Annotated in this window: 17 protein-coding genes and 1 other annotated feature; all 17 genes read right to left on the bottom strand. The window is 44.7% G+C overall.

What is annotated here, in order from left to right; all coding sequences use genetic code 11:
* Nucleotides 1–36: 36 nt before the first annotated feature.
* Entirely contained in the window at nucleotides 37–1,575 is a 1,539-nt protein-coding gene (locus WSWS_RS05940) for a patatin-like phospholipase family protein (protein WP_070230404.1), read from the bottom strand.
* Between the two features lie 105 nt (nucleotides 1,576–1,680).
* The gene (recN, locus tag WSWS_RS05945; RefSeq protein ID WP_070230405.1) at nucleotides 1,681–3,348 is read right to left on the bottom strand and encodes a DNA repair protein RecN; all 1,668 of its coding nucleotides are present in this window, start codon (nucleotides 3,346–3,348) and stop codon (nucleotides 1,681–1,683) included.
* A gap of 17 nt (nucleotides 3,349–3,365) precedes the next feature.
* Nucleotides 3,366–3,818, bottom strand: coding sequence for an arginine repressor (locus WSWS_RS05950; RefSeq protein ID WP_070230406.1), 453 nt, complete (start codon nucleotides 3,816–3,818; stop codon nucleotides 3,366–3,368).
* Entirely contained in the window at nucleotides 3,805–4,656 is an 852-nt protein-coding gene (locus WSWS_RS05955) for a TlyA family RNA methyltransferase (protein WP_070230407.1), read from the bottom strand. The genes WSWS_RS05950 and WSWS_RS05955 overlap by 14 nt, the downstream gene beginning before the upstream one ends.
* Nucleotides 4,657–4,658: 2 nt before the next feature.
* The gene (locus tag WSWS_RS05960; protein WP_070230408.1) at nucleotides 4,659–5,519 is read right to left on the bottom strand and encodes a polyprenyl synthetase family protein; all 861 of its coding nucleotides are present in this window, start codon (nucleotides 5,517–5,519) and stop codon (nucleotides 4,659–4,661) included.
* On the bottom strand, nucleotides 5,516–5,740 hold the full coding sequence (locus WSWS_RS05965) for an exodeoxyribonuclease VII small subunit (protein WP_070230409.1): 225 nt from the start codon (nucleotides 5,738–5,740) through the stop codon (nucleotides 5,516–5,518). Before WSWS_RS05965 ends, WSWS_RS05960 begins: the two co-directional genes overlap by 4 nt.
* A complete protein-coding gene (gene xseA / locus WSWS_RS05970; protein ID WP_070230410.1) occupies nucleotides 5,740–6,999 on the bottom strand; it encodes an exodeoxyribonuclease VII large subunit in 1,260 nt (419 codons plus the stop codon). The genes WSWS_RS05965 and xseA overlap by 1 nt, the downstream gene beginning before the upstream one ends.
* 1 nt (nucleotide 7,000) lies before the next feature.
* Nucleotides 7,001–7,873 carry a bifunctional 5,10-methylenetetrahydrofolate dehydrogenase/5,10-methenyltetrahydrofolate cyclohydrolase gene (locus WSWS_RS05975; RefSeq protein WP_070230411.1) on the bottom strand — a complete coding sequence of 291 codons (873 nt, stop codon included), beginning with the start codon at nucleotides 7,871–7,873 and terminating at the stop codon, nucleotides 7,001–7,003.
* A gap of 138 nt (nucleotides 7,874–8,011) precedes the next feature.
* Nucleotides 8,012–8,833 carry an energy-coupling factor transporter transmembrane component T family protein gene (locus WSWS_RS05980; RefSeq protein ID WP_070230412.1) on the bottom strand — a complete coding sequence of 274 codons (822 nt, stop codon included), beginning with the start codon at nucleotides 8,831–8,833 and terminating at the stop codon, nucleotides 8,012–8,014.
* Nucleotides 8,826–10,529: an ABC transporter ATP-binding protein gene (locus tag WSWS_RS05985; protein ID WP_070230413.1), complete on the bottom strand. Its 1,704-nt coding sequence runs from the start codon at nucleotides 10,527–10,529 to the stop codon at nucleotides 8,826–8,828. The genes WSWS_RS05980 and WSWS_RS05985 overlap by 8 nt, the downstream gene beginning before the upstream one ends.
* Nucleotides 10,530–10,601: 72 nt before the next feature.
* Nucleotides 10,602–11,150, bottom strand: a complete 549-nt coding sequence (locus tag WSWS_RS05990) for an ECF-type riboflavin transporter substrate-binding protein (RefSeq protein ID WP_070230414.1) — start codon at nucleotides 11,148–11,150, stop codon at nucleotides 10,602–10,604.
* A gap of 34 nt (nucleotides 11,151–11,184) precedes the next feature.
* A complete protein-coding gene (locus tag WSWS_RS05995) occupies nucleotides 11,185–12,027 on the bottom strand; it encodes an SAM hydrolase/SAM-dependent halogenase family protein (RefSeq protein ID WP_070230415.1) in 843 nt (280 codons plus the stop codon).
* Nucleotides 12,028–12,072: 45 nt separating this feature from the next.
* Nucleotides 12,073–12,288 (bottom strand) — a binding site (T-box leader).
* Nucleotides 12,289–12,350: 62 nt separating this feature from the next.
* Nucleotides 12,351–12,833 (bottom strand): hypothetical protein, encoded by a 483-nt coding sequence (locus WSWS_RS06000; RefSeq protein ID WP_070230416.1) that lies wholly within the window; start codon nucleotides 12,831–12,833, stop codon nucleotides 12,351–12,353.
* A gap of 12 nt (nucleotides 12,834–12,845) precedes the next feature.
* Nucleotides 12,846–14,789: an ABC-F family ATP-binding cassette domain-containing protein gene (locus WSWS_RS06005; protein WP_070230417.1), complete on the bottom strand. Its 1,944-nt coding sequence runs from the start codon at nucleotides 14,787–14,789 to the stop codon at nucleotides 12,846–12,848.
* A 121-nt stretch (nucleotides 14,790–14,910) separates the two neighbouring features.
* Nucleotides 14,911–15,555 (bottom strand): redox-sensing transcriptional repressor Rex, encoded by a 645-nt coding sequence (locus tag WSWS_RS06010; protein ID WP_070230418.1) that lies wholly within the window; start codon nucleotides 15,553–15,555, stop codon nucleotides 14,911–14,913.
* A 201-nt stretch (nucleotides 15,556–15,756) separates the two neighbouring features.
* Nucleotides 15,757–17,091, bottom strand: a complete 1,335-nt coding sequence (locus WSWS_RS06015; RefSeq protein ID WP_070230419.1) for a DEAD/DEAH box helicase — start codon at nucleotides 17,089–17,091, stop codon at nucleotides 15,757–15,759.
* A gap of 167 nt (nucleotides 17,092–17,258) precedes the next feature.
* Nucleotides 17,259–18,254, bottom strand: a complete 996-nt coding sequence (locus tag WSWS_RS06020) for a Gfo/Idh/MocA family protein (protein WP_070230420.1) — start codon at nucleotides 18,252–18,254, stop codon at nucleotides 17,259–17,261.
* Nucleotides 18,255–18,345: the final 91 nt, after the last annotated feature.

Raw genomic sequence — 18,345 nt, forward strand, 5'->3', positions numbered from 1 at the left:
TCTAAAAACTATTACTCTAATCATACTCGGTTTACCCTATTTAGACAAGGTATACAACACGCCCCACAAGATAATCTCAGGATTCGTTAATAGCAACCGGCGCGTGATGCCCGTATTAGGTACATTCAAGCTCTGCCATTGTTGCTTGCCCAGCTCACGAATGGCTGTCACAAAGGTCGCCGCTGTATACACAGGCAGCTTATCCACGCCCAGTAACCGACCTAATCGTTCAATCACAGCTAAGCCAAGGGCTTGTGCATCATAGTCTTGATATTCCGTATCGACGGCCAGCCATTGTTTAAAACGCAACCACACGAGCGGATCTGCCAAGAACAAGGCAATCGGGGCTGTCGCAGCATGCTTAGCTAACGCTTTGCGAAATGTTTGACTGAATGGTTGCCAATCCGTGTTTGGTTCAAAGGCGTAATAATAACCTGCATAATCTCCTAACATTTGGCGGGTACGAATTTCACCCAAGCGCATATGTTCGGCACTCCGTTCAGGCAAAAAATCTAGCAAAGGGCCTAATGTCCAGGGCGAACGCACCATATGGACCTGCACATCGGCTGGTACCTTATCCTTGTAGACAGAACCCTCCATCATATACACAGCCCAAATCTCTTTGGCACCTTGTTTGGCCGCATATTCGATTGGAATATTATCTGTAAACCCACCGTCAATATATTGTTTCCCCTTAATCCAAACTGGATCGACAATCGGATAAAATGCGCTGGATGCGACAATCCATTCGACCAGTTCTTCCACCCTAGTCTCCTCATTCACCGCGTAATGCGTTTCCTTGAGGAGTGGGAATTCTGTGGCTACTAAGGTAAACGGTATTTTATGAGGTAAAGCCAATTCTTGTGCGACAACTGGACGCAGGATTTCACGTAATTTATCTTTCTCAAAATAGTTTTGCCGGACAAAATGTTCTGCAAGCACTTTGCTTAATTCATATCGTGTGGCACCCACAGTGGCGATGCCATACACTTTGTCTGTCGTTAACGAATCCCAGGTCGCATGTGCCACCGTACTATCTAAATGCATTAAAGACATCCCTGTGATTGCACCAACCGAGACACCCCACAGATAATCAGGTAGGATCTGGTGCTCCTTGAGCACATCGAAAACACCCGTTGCAAAGGCACCATGGGCCCCACCTCCACCTAAAACTAACGCTGTTGGATACGTAAATTCTCGGACGTACACCTGATTGGCAACTTGATTAAGTTCCAGGCGCTGCAATAAATCAGCATTGTCGATCACCAGGCGCACTTGAACTGCATCGAAGCGGTGCTGACTAAACACCGTCAACCAATATTGCATCGCCTTGATATCTTGCAAGCGGCGACTAATCAACGCATTGATGATGACCGCCTGATGATGCTGCTTTTTGTATAATAAAACCCCTTCTAAGACATTGCTTTTCTCGTCTACTAACGTTAATGCAAACACATCAGCCTGCGCTTTTTGTTGCTGGTAAGCTTGCCGGGCTGCCGTCGCATCTGAATAAATACCGATGGCTTGAAGATACGGATATTGTCCTAATTCGGGCTTCAAAGTACTAATTTTCATTGCTTCTCCCCCTTAAAAATAGCTATTTCAAGTGCATTATAGTCTTTTATCGTGAAAACAAAAAACGCCATCTATTTTAAATAGAGCCGTTTTAAGGTGTTCAGATCATATTTTTAAAAGATCACGCGCATTTTGGCGGGCTGCAGCGGTAAGTTCACTACCTGACAACATCCGGGCCACTTCGTCCACCCGTTCTTCAACAGTTAATTCCCGCACACTTGTTTCGGTGCGATCAGCAACGATATTTTTTTCGATGTACAAATGAGTCGCTGCAATGGCCGCCACTTGTGGTAAATGCGTGATTGTTAACACTTGTGAATTCTCCGCAATCATGGCTATTTTTTCGGCAATTGCTTGGGCCACCCGTCCAGAGACACCCGTATCAACTTCATCAAAAATAATTGAGGTGATACCTTGTCGTTTCGAAAAGATGGTCTTCATGGCCAACATCATCCGACTAAGTTCACCACCAGAGGCGATTTTAACTAAGGGCTTCGCAGTTTCACCTGGATTCGTCTGAATATAGAATTCGATATCATCTTGACCAGTGCTCGTTAAGGTATTTGCTTTATCAAAATGAACTGAGAAAATGGCCTTGTCCATCACCAAATCCTTTAGTTGCAGATGAATTTGTTCAGCCAGTAAACCTGCTTTGGCTTGGCGGACTGCGGTTAATTCATCCGCGTAAATCTGGGCTTGTGCCTGTGCCACTGCTACTTGATCAGCCAGCTCAGCAGCCGTCGCACCCGTGCCAATCATTTGGGCTAACTCTTCATCCACTTGACTTTGATGTGTCAAAACATCAGCAATGGTGACACCATACTTACGCTCTAGGTTACGAATCAAATTCAACCGATCTTCGACAAATTGCAGACGTTCCGCATCAAATTCCAGATTATCACGCGCACTTTGAATGGCAGTGGATGCCTCCTGTAATTCAAAATAAGCACCCCGAACTTGTTCCGTTAATACTTGGTAAGTGGGGGTTAATTCCTCAATATCTTCCATGGCATCAACCGCGACCGAAACGGTCTCTAATCCGTTACCATCCCAGTCACCTGCTAAGGCTTCATAAGACTTAGACAAGGCCTCCAAGACATCCTGAAAATTAGTTAATGCCTGATATTCTGCTTCTAAGGCAGCTTCTTCACCATCATGCAAGTCCGCTTCAGCTAATTCTTTTGCTTGAAACGATAACATATCATAGCGTTGTGCCCACTCTTGCTCATTTTCGAGGCGTTGATGGTACTGTTCCTCAAGTTCACGATAGGTATCATATGCTGCCTGATATTGTTGTAGCAGGGGTTCAATCTCTTGCTTCCCAAATTCATCCAACAACACCCGATGGCGGTCGACGTGCATTAACTCTTGATGCTCATTTTGACCATGAATATCAACTAAGAAGAGACCAATGCGTCGCAAAATCGTGGTATTGACTAAGGTGCCATTCACCCGAATCACATTACGGCCATTCCGTTGTAATTCACGATGAATCAATAGTTGCTGCGACTCTAATATAATGCCGTACTGGTCTAAAACGGCGACCAACTTAGAATTTTCAGGAATGTCATAGAGCCCTTGTAAAATTGCCCGATCCGCCCCTTCGCGAATGAAATCTTGTGAACCACGCCCACCCGTCAGTAAGCCAACGGCATCAATGATAATTGATTTACCCGCACCCGTTTCACCGGTCAAAACCGTCATGCCATCATTAAATGTCAAATTCAGCTTCCGAATAATCGCAAAATTTTGAATGGATAATTCCTGTAACATCACAGCTCCTTTGCTCATTAACCAGGTAAACTCTGTAACTTTTTAACAAAATTTGCAGCATTAACCGCTGTTTTCAAGACGATCAGTGCACCCGTATCGTCACCAATAACCCCAAAAACTTCAGTAAACTCACATGTTTCAAGGGCATTCTTCAATGCTGGTCCGGTTCCTGGTGCGACCCGAACCATAATCATATTGGCCTGAAAATCAATTGAACTGGTCTCTTCATGCAAGATTTGACCGAGTTGAGCTAAATAATCAGTGCCATTCATCATGGCATAGGCAAACCCGCCCGTCTCTAAAGGTACCTTGACTAGTTGCATACTAGCGATATCGCGCGAAACGGTTGCCTGCGTGACTTCCCAACCTTGCTCATTTAACAAATCAACCAATTCTTCTTGTTTTTGAATCTTATGCGTACTGATGAGTTGCTTAATGGCTTGCTGGCGTTGTTGCTTATTCCGTGCCATCGGCCTGCTCCTTTCGACGCGCGTTCAGCTGAGCATGGGCCGCCTCAACAACCGCCCGACGATCGCGTTCAGAAATGGTCTCCTCACCACCGTCAAGCTTCAAATGGGCAATAAACTCAATATTCCCTGAACCACCTTTAATTGGTGAAAAATCAAGGGCCACGATGCTAAACCCTGCCGTTTGTGCATACCCTGCCACTTTATTAATGACTGCTAAGTGCGTGGCGGCATCTTTAACAATGCCATGTTTACCAACTGCCTCACGTCCAGCCTCGAATTGTGGCTTAATCAATGTGGCGACTGAGCCTCCGGGCGCCAAAATTTTAGATAATGGTGGCAAAATCAAATTCAGAGAAATGAATGAGACATCAATCGTCGCCCGTTCAGGTTGACCATGCGTAAAGTCATCTGGCTGAGCATAACGAAAATTAGTATTTTCCATGACCACGACGCGACTATCTGAACGTAATTTCCAGGCTAATTGATTTGTCCCAACATCCAGTGCGTACACTAATTTAGCACCATTCTGCAATGATACATCCGTAAACCCACCCGTTGATGATCCGATATCTAGCACCACTTTATCAGCCATTGAAATGTCAAACACATTGATCATTTTTTCCAACTTAAAGCCACCACGTGAAACATACGGCATGGGCTTGCCTTTAAGATGTAGTTCGGTCGTCACAGGAATTTTTTCACCGGCTTTGTCCATACGTTGTTCATTTTGACCAAGGATTTCACCTGCCATAATGGCCCGCTTGGCCTGTTCACGTGATGTAAACAAACCCTGTTGTACCGCTAATATATCCACGCGTTCTTTTTCAATTCCTGCCATCGTTACTCCATTTCATCCTTAAAATATGCTAAAAACGCGTTCAGCTGCTGCATCGAGTGCCCAGTTAAAGTCTGTAACCCATCCACCTGTTCCTGGGCCAACGTGACCTGCTGTTGTAACGCTTGTTGCGCACCAGTCACTCCCAGGAGATAGGGGTAACTTTGCTTATCCTCGGTATCATCTTGGGCCAGATCATCTAAGTCATCTTTAATTTGAAAAGCCAACCCATAGGTCATCCCGAAATCCCAGAGTAAGCTCAAGGCATCCTCGTTTGTTTGGCCGATAATCCCGCCAGCAACGGCAGCATACCCGAGCAAAGCGCCAGTTTTACGATAATGAATGGCCATTGCTTGCTCGAGGGTGATGGTTTCAGCAGCGGTCGCTGCCATGTCTGCAACTTGACCAGCTACCATGCCATCAGCACCACTCGCCTGTGCCAACTGTAACATCAGCTCAGACTTTTGCCCTGCTGAAAGGAGTTCACTTTGCGCCAACCATTGATACGCCAAAGGTTGTAGGGCATCCCCAGCTAAAATTGCTAACGCCTCACCGTACACTTTATGACTGGTCGGCTGACCTCTGCGTAAGTCATCATCATCCATTGCCGGTAAATCATCATGGATTAAGCTATAGGTGTGGACTAATTCAACGGCGCTGACCTCAGTTAAATAATTTTGCCAAGCCAGCCCTAAATCTGCTAGCACAGCTAACGATAAAGCTGGTCGCAGTCGCTTACCACCATTCATCACAGAATAATTCATCGCTTCAGCGAGGGCTGGTAATTGACTGGCTGTCGTTAATTGTTCAGCCAAGTTCTCTTCAATGGCCGGCTGTACTTTAGCCATAAATGCTGCTAAGTTCATGCCTGTCCCTCTGCTGAAAAATCAGTCATTGTCCCATCTTCGGCCACAATTTTGGTTAGGCTTTGTTGGGCATTTTGCAAAGTGTTTTGTAATTGTTTAGATAACTTCACGCCAGTTTCAAATTGTGCAATGGCTTCTTCTAATGGCACATCACCTTTTTCTAACTGGTTCACAATTTTTTCCAATTCAGCCAAGTTCTCTTCAAATGTTTTTTCTGCCATCATGCTTTCCTTTTTTCTGTAATCGTTGCCTTAACATGACCGTCATGCAACCGTACTTCGATGTGATCACCCACGGCTAAATCATCAATACTTTGAATAATCCCCTGCTCACCAGTGGTCACACTATAACCGCGTGCCAACACCTCGAGTGGACTCACTAAATTCAAATGCGCCACTAACTGCCTAAAGTGCTCATCCTTCTTTGTAAATGTCTGACTTATGGCTGGTTGTAGCCGTTGTTGAACTAACGCAAACTGATGTTCGGCCCGCTCCACCTGCTGACCCATGTTGCTGACTAAACGATTTTGTGCTAAATCTAATCGCTGCATCACTCCCTCATATAGGCGGTTTGGCTCAGTGAGGACATAGCGCCCTTGGACTCGCTGTAATCGGCTTTCAAGTTCAGTGATTTTGTGCGACACGCTGTTCACCATGCGTGTTTGCCAATCTGTCAAACCATTCCATACCTGTGGTAGCGTAATCGGGGTGGCTAGTTCAGCGGCGGCGGTGGGGGTAGCTGCTCGTTGATCAGCAACAAAATCAGCAATGGTCGTATCGGTCTCATGACCAACTGAACTGATGACTGGTAAGGGCATATCCGCTAGTCGATAGGCTAGTTTTTCATCGTTGAACGCCCACAGGTCTTCCATCGAACCACCACCACGCCCGATGATTAAGACGTCGTAATCGCCTTGAGCGACAGCATCTAATTGTCGCAACAGGTCTGGGACAGCCTGGGCTCCCTGGACAACCGCTGGGTATAAATAAATGCCGGCGATTGGATAACGGCGTGCCACAGTGGTCATGATATCGCGAATGACTGCGCCACTAGGGGATGTAATCACCGCAATTTTTTTCGGGAACTGGGGGATGACTTTTTTAGGTCGACTAAATAGTCCAATTTCAGCGAGCTTGTGCTTGAGTTGTTCAAATTGTAACGCCAAGGCCCCCACACCATCAGGTTCGATCTTATCAACAATAATGGAGTATGACCCACTGGTCTCCAACAAATCCATATGGCCAGTGACATTGACCTTCATACCATCTACCAGTTTAAATGGTAAACGGGCATACACACCTTGCCAAATGGCGGCCCCAATCGTGGCGTGCGCATCCTTAATTGAAAAATATTGATGTTTGGCACGTGGCCGAAAATTAGAGACCTCACCAGTTAGATAGATCTTTTGCAGATGCGGATCGACCGTAAATTTCCGCTTTAAATATTTAGTTAACGCGGTAACTGTTAAGTATTCAATCATCTTAATCCAATTCTACTCCGTGATTTACGGCGGCTAATTCAACCGTCGTTTGCATCAAGGTGGCAATGGTCATTGGTCCTACACCACCAGGGACTGGCGTGATAAAGGCGGCTTTAGGTTCCGCTGAAGCAAAATCAACATCCCCAACCAGTGAACCATCTGCTAACCGATTAATACCAACATCAATCACAGTAGCTCCCTCTTTGAGATCATCACCAGTGATTAATCCGGGCACACCGGTAGCAACGACCACAACATCGGCTTGCTGCGTCAAACGTCGTAGTTCTGCACGTGGTGTATGCCGGTGTGCTAACGTCACCGTCATATTAGCCCGTTCAAGCAATGAAAACATCGGCCGCCCAACTAAAATTGAGCGACCAATGACGATGGCCTGTTTGCCGTGCAATGTTTGTTGCGTTGCGTCTAGCAACGTCATCACACCCCGGGGCGTATTGGCGATCGGATAATACCCGGCACGATTAGCAAATAAACGGCCTATGTTTTCAGGATGGAACCCATCAACGTCCTTGCTTGGCAGAATCGCTTCTTGTACTTTTTCTTCGTCAATATGCTTTGGTAATGGACTTTGCACTAAAATAGCGTCAACCGCTGCATCTTCATTCAGTTGTGCCACGATCGCCAACACCTCTGCCTCGGTCGTTTCAACTGGCATCACAATCGTTTGTGACTGGACACCGACCTTTTTGGCTGCACGTGATTTGTTGCGGACATAGATTTGGCTGGCCGGATCTTCGCCAACTAATATCACCGCTAATCCAGGTACGATCCCCATTTCAGCTAACTTTTGTGCCCGCTCAGCTGCTCGTGCACGTACGGTTTGTGCAATTGTTTTGCCATCAATCAATGTAGCCAATACTCTCACCCGACTCTTTCATCTTGTTTATGCATCATTTCTGTATATTCTACCATGTTTAACGCTTCTAAAATACCGACGTCCATCGAAAAAACTGTGTAGTCGACCTGATGTCAGACTACACAGCTTTCATATTTTTTAAAAAGGGTACCAATAACGACCACCGTCGACACCAATTAATATCAAATCAATCAGCACCAGGCCCACCATCAATAAGAGTACAAGATAATCGCGTCGCGTCAAGACTTGGGCGAAGTACCATGTGCGCCGTTTACCTTTACCGAAGCGGCGTAGATCCATGGCACGACTAATTTCATCAATCCGATTGAGTGATGAAAAAACCAGTGGCATCACGATACCAGCCGCCCCCTTGATCCGTTGCCTAAAGCTCGCCTTCTTGGACATTTCAAAACCACGGGCTTGTTGGGCATTGGCCACCATCCAATACTCTGCCTGGATATCTGGGATATAACGCAAGGTCAACGAAAATGCGATCGCAATCCGATAAGAGACCCCGATCTTATTCAAGCCCGCTGCAAATTCACTTGGGTTAGTTGTCAATAAAAACACCAATGCTAAGGGCAAGGTGAAAAAGTATTTGATCAAGACGATGAACTCATACACTAACTGTTCCAGCGTTAAAGCATAGCCCCCACTGCCTAACAATATCGTTTGGTGATGAAATAGGGTGACCCCGTACTGTGGGGCAAACAAGTAAATTAAAACCAGATTCATGACCGCAAAAACGGCCACCAATTTAACCATCAAGGCAATGTCTTGCCATTTGATATGCGCTAATTTCAAGGTGAAGCTTGCCAATAAAGCTAATGCCACCAAATAGCGCAAATCGAAACTCAACATTCCAGCTAAAGTCAATACCAGAAAGGTAATCAACTTGGTCGTCCCGGTCAGCCGGTGAATCATTGAATCACCCGCTTGAAAGCCAAATAAATTATTCATCATGACCTCCTTGAGCAAGGGCGCGGGCCAATTGTTCTGGCCTATCTAACTGCAAAGCATTTGCTAATGTGTAGACTGATGTCAACCGTAAATCAGCCTGCGCAACCAATGCCGGATTAACCAACAGATCGGCAGGGGCAACGTCAGCTAATAATTGACCATCAACTAAGACTAACGCCCGTGCAGTCATGGCCAACATCAACGCCATGTCGTGGGTAATAATGAGCACCGTTAGTCCGAGCTCTTGATTCAATTTTTGGACAAAATCCATCATTTCGTGTGCATGACGCAAATCTTGACCAGCCGTGGGCTCGTCCAAAATCAAAAGCTTCGGCTCTAAGACTAGTACAGCAAGCATTGAGAGTCGTTTCTTTTGCCCGTAGCTTAATACGGCAATGGGCCAGTTGCGCATTTTATATAGACCAGCAATTTTCAACAGGCGATACACCTGTGCCTGGATTTCAGCCTCAGGCACACCTCGTAACTTAAGGCCGATCGCGACCTCATCAAAAATGATTGTCTGGGTCATCATACTATTCGGATCTTGAGCCACATAACCAATGTATTCAGCACGTTCCTTGATTGATAATTGCCGTAAATCAATTTCTTGTTGCCAACGAATTTCACCAGCGGACTCATGCAAAAATCCCACCAACAATTGACTAAGCGTCGATTTGCCGGAACCATTCTTGCCAACCAAAGCGACAATCTGGCCTTCATTTAATGTCAGCGATAATTTGTCGAATAATTGCCGATGATCTGGATAACTAAAAGCGAGATTTTTAATCTCAAGCAATGGCTTCGTCATCGATTGAGGGCTGTTTTCAGGCAAGGTTGCTTGATATGCCAGCACTTGATCACGAATTGCCGGTGCCGTGATTTTAGCAGGCTCTTCCAGATTGGCGATCGTACTGAAATCGACCCCGGCCGCATGTAAGATTTGAAGATACGCCGGTGTTGATAACCCATAGGTCGTTAACTTATTTTCAAGCAAAACCTCCCGGGCGGTACCTTCAAAAACAATTTGGCCCTCATCAAGAATCACAACCTTATCGACCCCGGTTTGTAAAATCTCTTCCAACCGATGTTCAATAATAATGACTGTCAAATTTTCTAATGTTTGAATCCGATTCAATAGCTGCATCATGCGATAACCACTTGCCGGATCAAGACTAGCTAAAGGCTCATCAAACAGCAAAATCGGTGAATCGTCAATTAACACCCCACCCATCGCCACGCGTTGTTTTTGGCCACCGGATAAAACTTGGGGTGCCAGGTCCAATAATTCCGTCAACTGTAGCTCTTCCGCCCATTTTTTGACCTGGGCGAGCATCGTCGGATGATCGACAGCATCGTTTTCTAAGGTAAACGCTAAGTCTTCAGCTGTGGTTAACCCGACAAACTGTGCATTAGAATCCTGTAAAACCGTACCGATTTGCAAAGACCGCGCAAAAACATCACTAGTTGTAACATCCTGCCCAGCTATTTTTATAGTGCCCGTCACCTGACCAGGGAAGGCGTGTGGAATTAAGCCATTTAAAACCCGACTAAATGTGGACTTACCAGAACCAGAGGGCCCAGCAATTAAAATCTTTTCACCACGATTGATGACCAGATTAATATCTTTCAAGGTTACTTCAGCTTGCGCATCATATTTAACCGACAAGTTTTCAATTTCAATCATCGGCTCGCTCATGACTAGTCTCCCTATTTTTAAATAATATGTATCCGGGCGAACCACCCGGAAAAATAATCACTATGTTTGTAATTAATCTTCTTTCGTCAACGAACCACGTTTTACTTGCGTCCGGTTATAGGCGATCAAGAGAATTGTGCCCAAAATCGTGATTGACAAAAAGTTTGCGCCGACGGTCACTGCACCTTGCAAGAAAACCTTTTTAGCTGGTTCACCATAAATCAAGATATCACCCAGTGGGGCCACCACTGCCCAAGCAATCACATTCGCAATTAATTGCCAAATATTGAACTGAATCAATTTACTCGTCGTGAGATTACCATCAGCTAACGCCAAGCGTTGCGTCATCAAACCGAGCAACAAACCAAACAATGCATCGGCAATCACCCACGACCACCAGACGGAACCATACGAAACAGCATCATTCAACGTGTGACCAATAAAGGCCACCAAAGCCCCAACAATCGGTCCAAAAATGGCAGTAATCAATGCTAACCAAGCCTCGGCAACATTGATTTGCGTGTTAGCGACTCCGGTTGGGATCGCGACAAACTTGAATAAAATAAAGAATACCGCCGCCCCAATTCCAGTAGCAACGACGTTACGAGTAGATAACTTCATAATACAACTCCTCTTCTTCGCAAAAAAATCTTAATTAAACGCGCTTAATTTCAACAGACCAATCTGGCCCTGCCGTGACATGGTTGGCAGTGGCGAAATTACCAATTCGAATCGCAAAACCAACGGTGTAAACTGAATCGATATAAATCAATGATTCACCCGGATGAACATCTGAAAAAGTCTTAACGTATTGAATCTTATTGCTATATTGTAATTCGGCTTGGTGATAAATGCGCACCTCAAACCAGTCACCCAATTGTGCCTTAAATTCTTCTGTCCAGATGTGTTCTGGAATATTTGACCAGAGTGAGCCAAAATTAACATCCGTAATGTCGATATTTCCCGTCAACTTACCATCAATAATCTCTGGCAGATGGGTTGGCAAGGTCACAATATCAGCTGGATTCAGTTCACGACCGACTGCTTCAAATGTCATCAACCCAGCCGCAAGTCGGGCCCCATTATAGGCATAAATGTCTCGGCCGTGGAACGTTGCTGATTTTTCTGATCCAGGTAACCGGTTGACCGTTTCATCAATGACTCGGACTGCTTCAATCCCGTATTCCAGCGCTAAGTGCGTCAGCGTCCCATTATCTGGGGTCACAACGTATTGACCTGTTTTTAACTTTGCCAGCAATGATAACCGCTTTGAGCCGACACCAGGATCAATGACCGAAACAAACACCGTGCCCTTAGGCCAATATTTAACCGTCTGAGCCAATCGAAATGACCCTTCAAAAATGTTAAATGGGGTGATGCCATGTGTCAAATCTGCCACGGTGATCTCATCACTAACACCATACGCGACACCATACATGGCAGAAACGGCTCCATCTTGGCGACCAAAATCAGTTTGCAGTACTAGATATTTTCCCATAATTGCTCCTTTAATACAAAAAAACCTCTATGATCTAAAAAAATCATAGAGGACGTCATCAACGCGGTACCACCTCAATTTATAATTACCATCAACCCCGGTAATTAACTTAAGTAGCTATAAGGCACCACCCTGATATTTCGTTACCTTCAATATCATCAATGCTCCAGACCATCTTCAGCAACACCCGTTTATGTGCTTACACCATTTGCACACTCTCTGGAAAACTTTGGTAACTTACTCATCCTTCAACACATTAAAAAACTATGAGATTTACTATAATTTAAAAAACATTCTTTGTCAATGCCCATTAAGCAAGACGCTTATTTTGCAGCGTCATCATCTGCTGCTGCCATTTCGGTCGCCGCGAGTACCGCTTCATTAATCGTTTGTAATTCACGATTATAGAACTCTGAAATTTTGGCATTGACTGAATCTGGGTCATCTAGATAAGCCGCGACCGATGCTGCTAATTCAATACGCATCCCCGAATGAGTCACCAACGGATGCTCGACATACATATACAGATTCACCTCAGCCTCAGGATCATTGATCACGATTTTCCCTAATTGATTAGCATACCGAATCGGCAAATTCACCAAATTCGTTTCTAACGCTAAATGAATCGGCTCATCACCACTCACTAACGTTTCAACACTCAACAAATCACCCGCGGCAAGATGTTTTTGGACAAAAGTAAACATCGTATCCAACACAATCGTTGCTTGATCCGCTGCCGTCCAAGTTTGGTGCACAAACGTATCGTTGGTCACTTTTTCAATCAAATCATTTCCTGACAATAACATTTGCCACCCTCACTATTCTACTTCTGCCAAAAATTCTTCTAAGGCCATTGAAGCTTCAGCCCATGCTTCCTCAACGTCACTTAATTCAGCGTTCACTTTTTCAATTTCATTGTTAATTTCGGTTAATTTACCTAGATCACTGCTATTTTCCGGCGCATTTAATGCCTCGGTTAATTTAGTTTGTTGGTCAGCTAATACCGTCATTTGCTCTTCAGCATTGGTAATGGCCCGTTCTAATTTACGCTGTTCCTTAGCCCGTTCCTTACTTTGCTGATAGTCAACCACGATACCGGTTGTCGTTGCCTCACCAGTTGGACTTTCTTGCGCAACACTTTGTTCATCGGCTGCTTTTTTCTCAAGGTAATAATCATAATCACCATCATAGAAAGTCGCTCCCGTGGGTGCTAGTTCAACCACTTCAGTCGCCACTTCATTGATAAAGTAACGGTCATGTGACACAAATAAAATCGTCCCATTATATTCATTCAATGCGGTTTCTAACACTTCACGTGAATCGATATCTAAGTGATTTGTTGGTTCGTCCAAAATTAAGAAATTATCTTGATTCATCGCCAAAACGGTTAACAACAAGCGGGCTTTTTCGCCACCTGATAAGGCACTCACCTTTTTCTCAACGGTATCGCCTGAGAACAAAAACGAACCTAAAATTGAGCGAATATCTTTTTCTGGTGTGGTTGGATGCAAATCCCAAACTGAATTAAGCACTGTTTTATTAGGGTCAAGGGTTTGTTGTTCTTGATCGTAATAACCAATTGAGATGTTGGCCCCAAGTTTAATCGTGCCACCCAATAAGGGTAACTTACCCAGCAACGTTTTAATGAAGGTGGATTTACCAATACCATTTGGTCCAACTAAAGCAACCGCATGTTGCTTATCGACGTCCATATTGAGATGCTCGGCTAAAATATTTTGCAAATCATAACCTAACTTCACATCACGCACCCGTAATACTTCATTACCTGACTCTTCCTTGGCACTGAAGGTAATATGGGCAACACCAGATTCGTTCTTAGGTGCCTCCAAGCGTTCCATTTTGGCTAGCTGCTTCCGACGCGACTGTGCTCGTTTTGTCGTTGAAGCCCGAACGATATTGCGATTCACAAAGTCTTCTAACTTTGCAATTTCTTCTTGTTGCTTATTAAACGCTTTTTGCTCGGCCAAAACCTTGGCTGCTTTTTTCGCCATATACGTCGAATAATTCCCCGTATAGTGATCCAGCTGGCCAGAGTGCATGTCATATACTTCTGTAACTACCCGATCCAAGAAATAACGATCGTGTGAAACAATCAGGAGCGCACCACGATAATTCTGGAGGTAATTTTCTAACCAGGTCAAGGTCTTCATATCCAAATGATTGGTTGGTTCATCCAAAATCAGCAAATCTGGCGTTTCTAATAATTGCTTGGCAATCGCTAAACGCGTACGTTGCCCACCTGATAATGAGGCCACCTTGCGATCATAGAAACTCTCGTCAAAATCAAATCCCTGTAAAAAGCTACGAATCGTCGATTCATAGCCATAGCCATTGCTGGCATTGAAATCATATTGTAATTGATCGTACTGCCGCAACAAATTTTGATATGCAACTGATTCATAATCTGTGGTATTGGCAATGTCGATCTCCAATGCACGCATTTTTTGTTCCATCGCACGAACTGCCGCAAACGAGTCTAACATCTCATTGTAGACACTCTTATCAGAAGTAAGTCCCGAATTTTGCGCCAAATAAGCCAGCTTGAGTCCCTTCTTCATCGAAATGATCCCCTCATCAGGTTGGGTTTCCCCAATGAGCATCTTCAACAAAGTTGACTTACCAGCTCCGTTACGGCCGACTAGGCCGACTCGAGCACCCTCTTGCACTTGCATTGAGATATTATCAAAGAATGTGACCCCGCTAAAACGACGTGCGACATTACTAGCTTGTAAAATAATCATGCTTACCTCTAACAACCACTGTCTGAGTGGTTTCTTGTTTCTTGTATCTATATCTAATTAGTGTACCATGCCAACTGAAAAACCACACCTTAGCAGCCGCTAAAATGTGGTTTTCAAGCAATTACTTGGCTTCGTCAGCACTAAAGTTATTGATGAAGTATAACAATGTTTGTAGTTCATTCGTCAAGTCGACGTTTTGCACTAAAACATCCTTGGAAACATCTAAACGCAAGGGCGTAAAATTAAGAATACCCTTCACGCCACATGCCTCTAACCGATGCGCAATGTCTTGAGCAACGGTCGCAGGCACTGTCAAAATTGCCACCTCAATCCGTTGATCTGAAATTTGCTTTTCTAAATCATCGAGGCTGTAGACGGGAACCCCTGATTTGATGGTGTTTACAATGTCAGGATTAACATCAAACGCCGCTGAAATGCGCGCATTAGAGCTTTGATGGAAGTTGTAGTTCAATAGGGCTTGCCCCAAGTTTCCGACCCCAACTAAAGCGACCGATGCTAAGTCTTCTTGATTTAATACTTCTGAAAAGAAGGCCAATAAGGCTTTAACGTCATAGCCATAGCCACGTTTACCCAACGCACCAAAGTATGAGAAGTCACGGCGAATGGTTGCAGCATCAAATTTCACCGCATCTGAAAGTTCTGTTGATGAAATTCGGGTGGTACCTGCATCTAACAACAACTTTAAATAACGGTAGTAAATTGGTAAGCGCTTTGCAGTAGCGCGTGGAATTTCATGTTCTGCCATATTATATCTGTTCCTATCTCTCAAAATTTTATTAATATTTTAACTGAATCGCCTGCTAATTAACTATGAAAGCGATGCTAAATCACACAATTTTTAGACTCATAGCATCAAAAAAAGTTTGTGAATATTACACAAACTTAGTTTATCATATATTTACTATTTGTGAAACAATAAACATAAAATATTTGTAAATACTGTCAATTAATTATGACTTTTAGGCTTACCTTTGTTCTTAGAATGCTTACGCTTAGCCTTCTTTTCCTTTTCAAAACGATCCACTCGTGAAACGACTTCGACCTTTTTCACGCCAGGACGGACCTTTTTAACTGGGGTTGGCTTTGCCTCAACCACCGCTGCAGCATCATCAAAAGCCTGCACACTCGAAACTAGCCGCTTTTTCTTCACATCTGGCGTCGCTGATCGTGGGGTGGTCTGAACACTTTCCCTTGGTTCGTCATGACGACGCGCCTCTTGACCATTTGTCGTGGCGATTTCAACCTTAACTAACCGCTTTAAATCACGCAAATCATGATCGTTACCAAGCGTTAACACCAAGCCAGCTTTACCCATACGCCCAGTACGCCCGGCACGATGTGTATAGGTTTCCCCATTACGTGGCAAATCAAAGTTCACCACTGCTGGCAAATCGGCGATATCCAACCCACGCGCTGCCACATCCGTAGTCAGCAAAAATTTAGCTTTGCCATTGCGGAAGTTTTCCAATGACTTCGCCCGGGTTGAACTCGAATCACCACTGACCAAGGTGGCCATTGCCACGTGTTCATGGGCTAAGTAACTAGCCGTTGTCTTCAATGCCTTAGTCGTGTTAAAGAAGATCATGGCTTGAAAATTCTTACGTGAAGCTAATTGGCGTAAGCGTTTCGTCCGTTGGTCATTGGCGGTTGGCCAAAATTCATGCGTAATCGATGTGGGCATTGGGACATCCCGTCGATCAATACGTTCAAATTCGCGATCAAACAAACCGGCCGCGACCGTTGGGTCAACCTCTGTCGCCCCAAATAAGGCCACTTGTACCTCAGAATCATTAATCGCATCCCAGATACCATCAATCTGATCAGCCGTTTCTTCACGTAACAAAACATCCGCTTCATCTAAAAGGAGTGTCCGCAACCGGGCTAGCTTAAGCTTACCATTGTGGACCAACTCAGCGACTCGACCAGGCGTACCCACGATAATCTCTGGGTGCTTCTTCAATGACTCGATTTGTCGTTTAACATTGGCACCACCCGTTAAGGCCAGGACCTTTAAGTCCAGCAAAGTTGCCCATTCCCGGATTACCCGGGTTGATTGCATCGCCAGCTCTTGTGAAGGTGCCAAGATTAGCAATTGCTCACCATCCCCAGGCTGTAGGTTTGGTAAAAGTGGCCAAGTAAACGCAAGGGTTTTCCCAGTTCCCGTTGGCGCCAAAGCGTCAATCGAAGCCCCTTCAGCTAATGGTGTCGCCACAGCTTCTTGAATGGGGGTTAATTTAGTGAACCCGATTGTTACCAAACGATTCGCAAATAATTCATGCATATAATTTTCCTTAATTCTCTCTTGATTGGATGGTCGCATCCACGCGTTCTAATCGATACTTACTATTCTATCATGAATGACGTTGAAATTCTTGCTGACTAAGGCACTTTCACTGGTCGGAACACAAAAAAATGTCGTCCTATAATGGACGACATTTCACTGATAGCTTAGGCTGGATCTGATGGGAAGACCACTCCTGCATCTTTTCGTAGGTTTGTCAAAACGGCGTTAACGCGTTGACTGGTCAACAACAATTCATTATAACGTGCTTCATTGGCAACTGGTTCGTTGATAATTGCTGCAAAGAGCCGGGCCTCTTCAACCATTGGATTCGCTGGTGCTGGTGTTGAAATAACCGTGCGTGAGCCCTGACCATCGTCATAAATCACTTCTTCAAGTTCCGCGATGTTATCAATGATGATGGTATCACGGTACCCTAGAATCTCTGATTGCAAGTATGAGTTGGCACCCTTACCAAAAATCAAGGTGACATCAAAGTCTGCATAACGCAAAATCGCTGTCCCACGACCATCAGTATCATTATTCAACAAGGTTGCAAAATAGTGTGAACTCTTAGGCATCCCAAACAGTGCAATCGCGGCATACAAAGGATAGACCCCTAAATCAGCAAGTGCCCCCGCTGAAAACTCACGATTCAAGACGTTGGGATTTTCACCAGCCAGGTAAGCATCAAAGCGTGAAGAATACTTTTCATAAACAAATGTTGCCCCGGAGATATGCTCCATCTCGCCAATCTTCTTAGCAATCGCCTTGAAGTTTGCTTGTTGAATGTGCCGGGCAGCTTCAAACACGTGGACGTTATTTTCACGCATCAAGGTATAGATGGCTTCATATTGCTTGGTATTATCAAACGCTGACTTTTCAACGATAACTTCAACCCCAGCTTTAAGTGCTTCAGCTGCCTGCGCAAAATGTAACCCATTCGGTGAGGCAATGTAGACAACATCGATCCCACTATTAAAAAATTCATTTAAATCAGTATAGACGGTAGCTTCTGTCTCAAATTTATCAGCAAAAGCCGCCCCAGAGTCAGAATGTCGTGAATAAACGGCTGACAATGCATATTCCCCAGTGATATGCGCAGCTTCGACAAACATCTGTGTGATCCAATTTGTACCAATCGTTCCCAACTTAAGTGTCATGTTGAGGCCCTCTTTTCTTTGAATACCTCCATTATAGACTGAACTGCATTTCCTGTCGAAACAAAAAACGAACACTGCGAGCAGTGTCCGT

The sequence above is a fragment of the Weissella soli genome, from assembly GCF_001761545.1.
Taxonomy (GTDB): domain Bacteria; phylum Bacillota; class Bacilli; order Lactobacillales; family Lactobacillaceae; genus Weissella; species Weissella soli.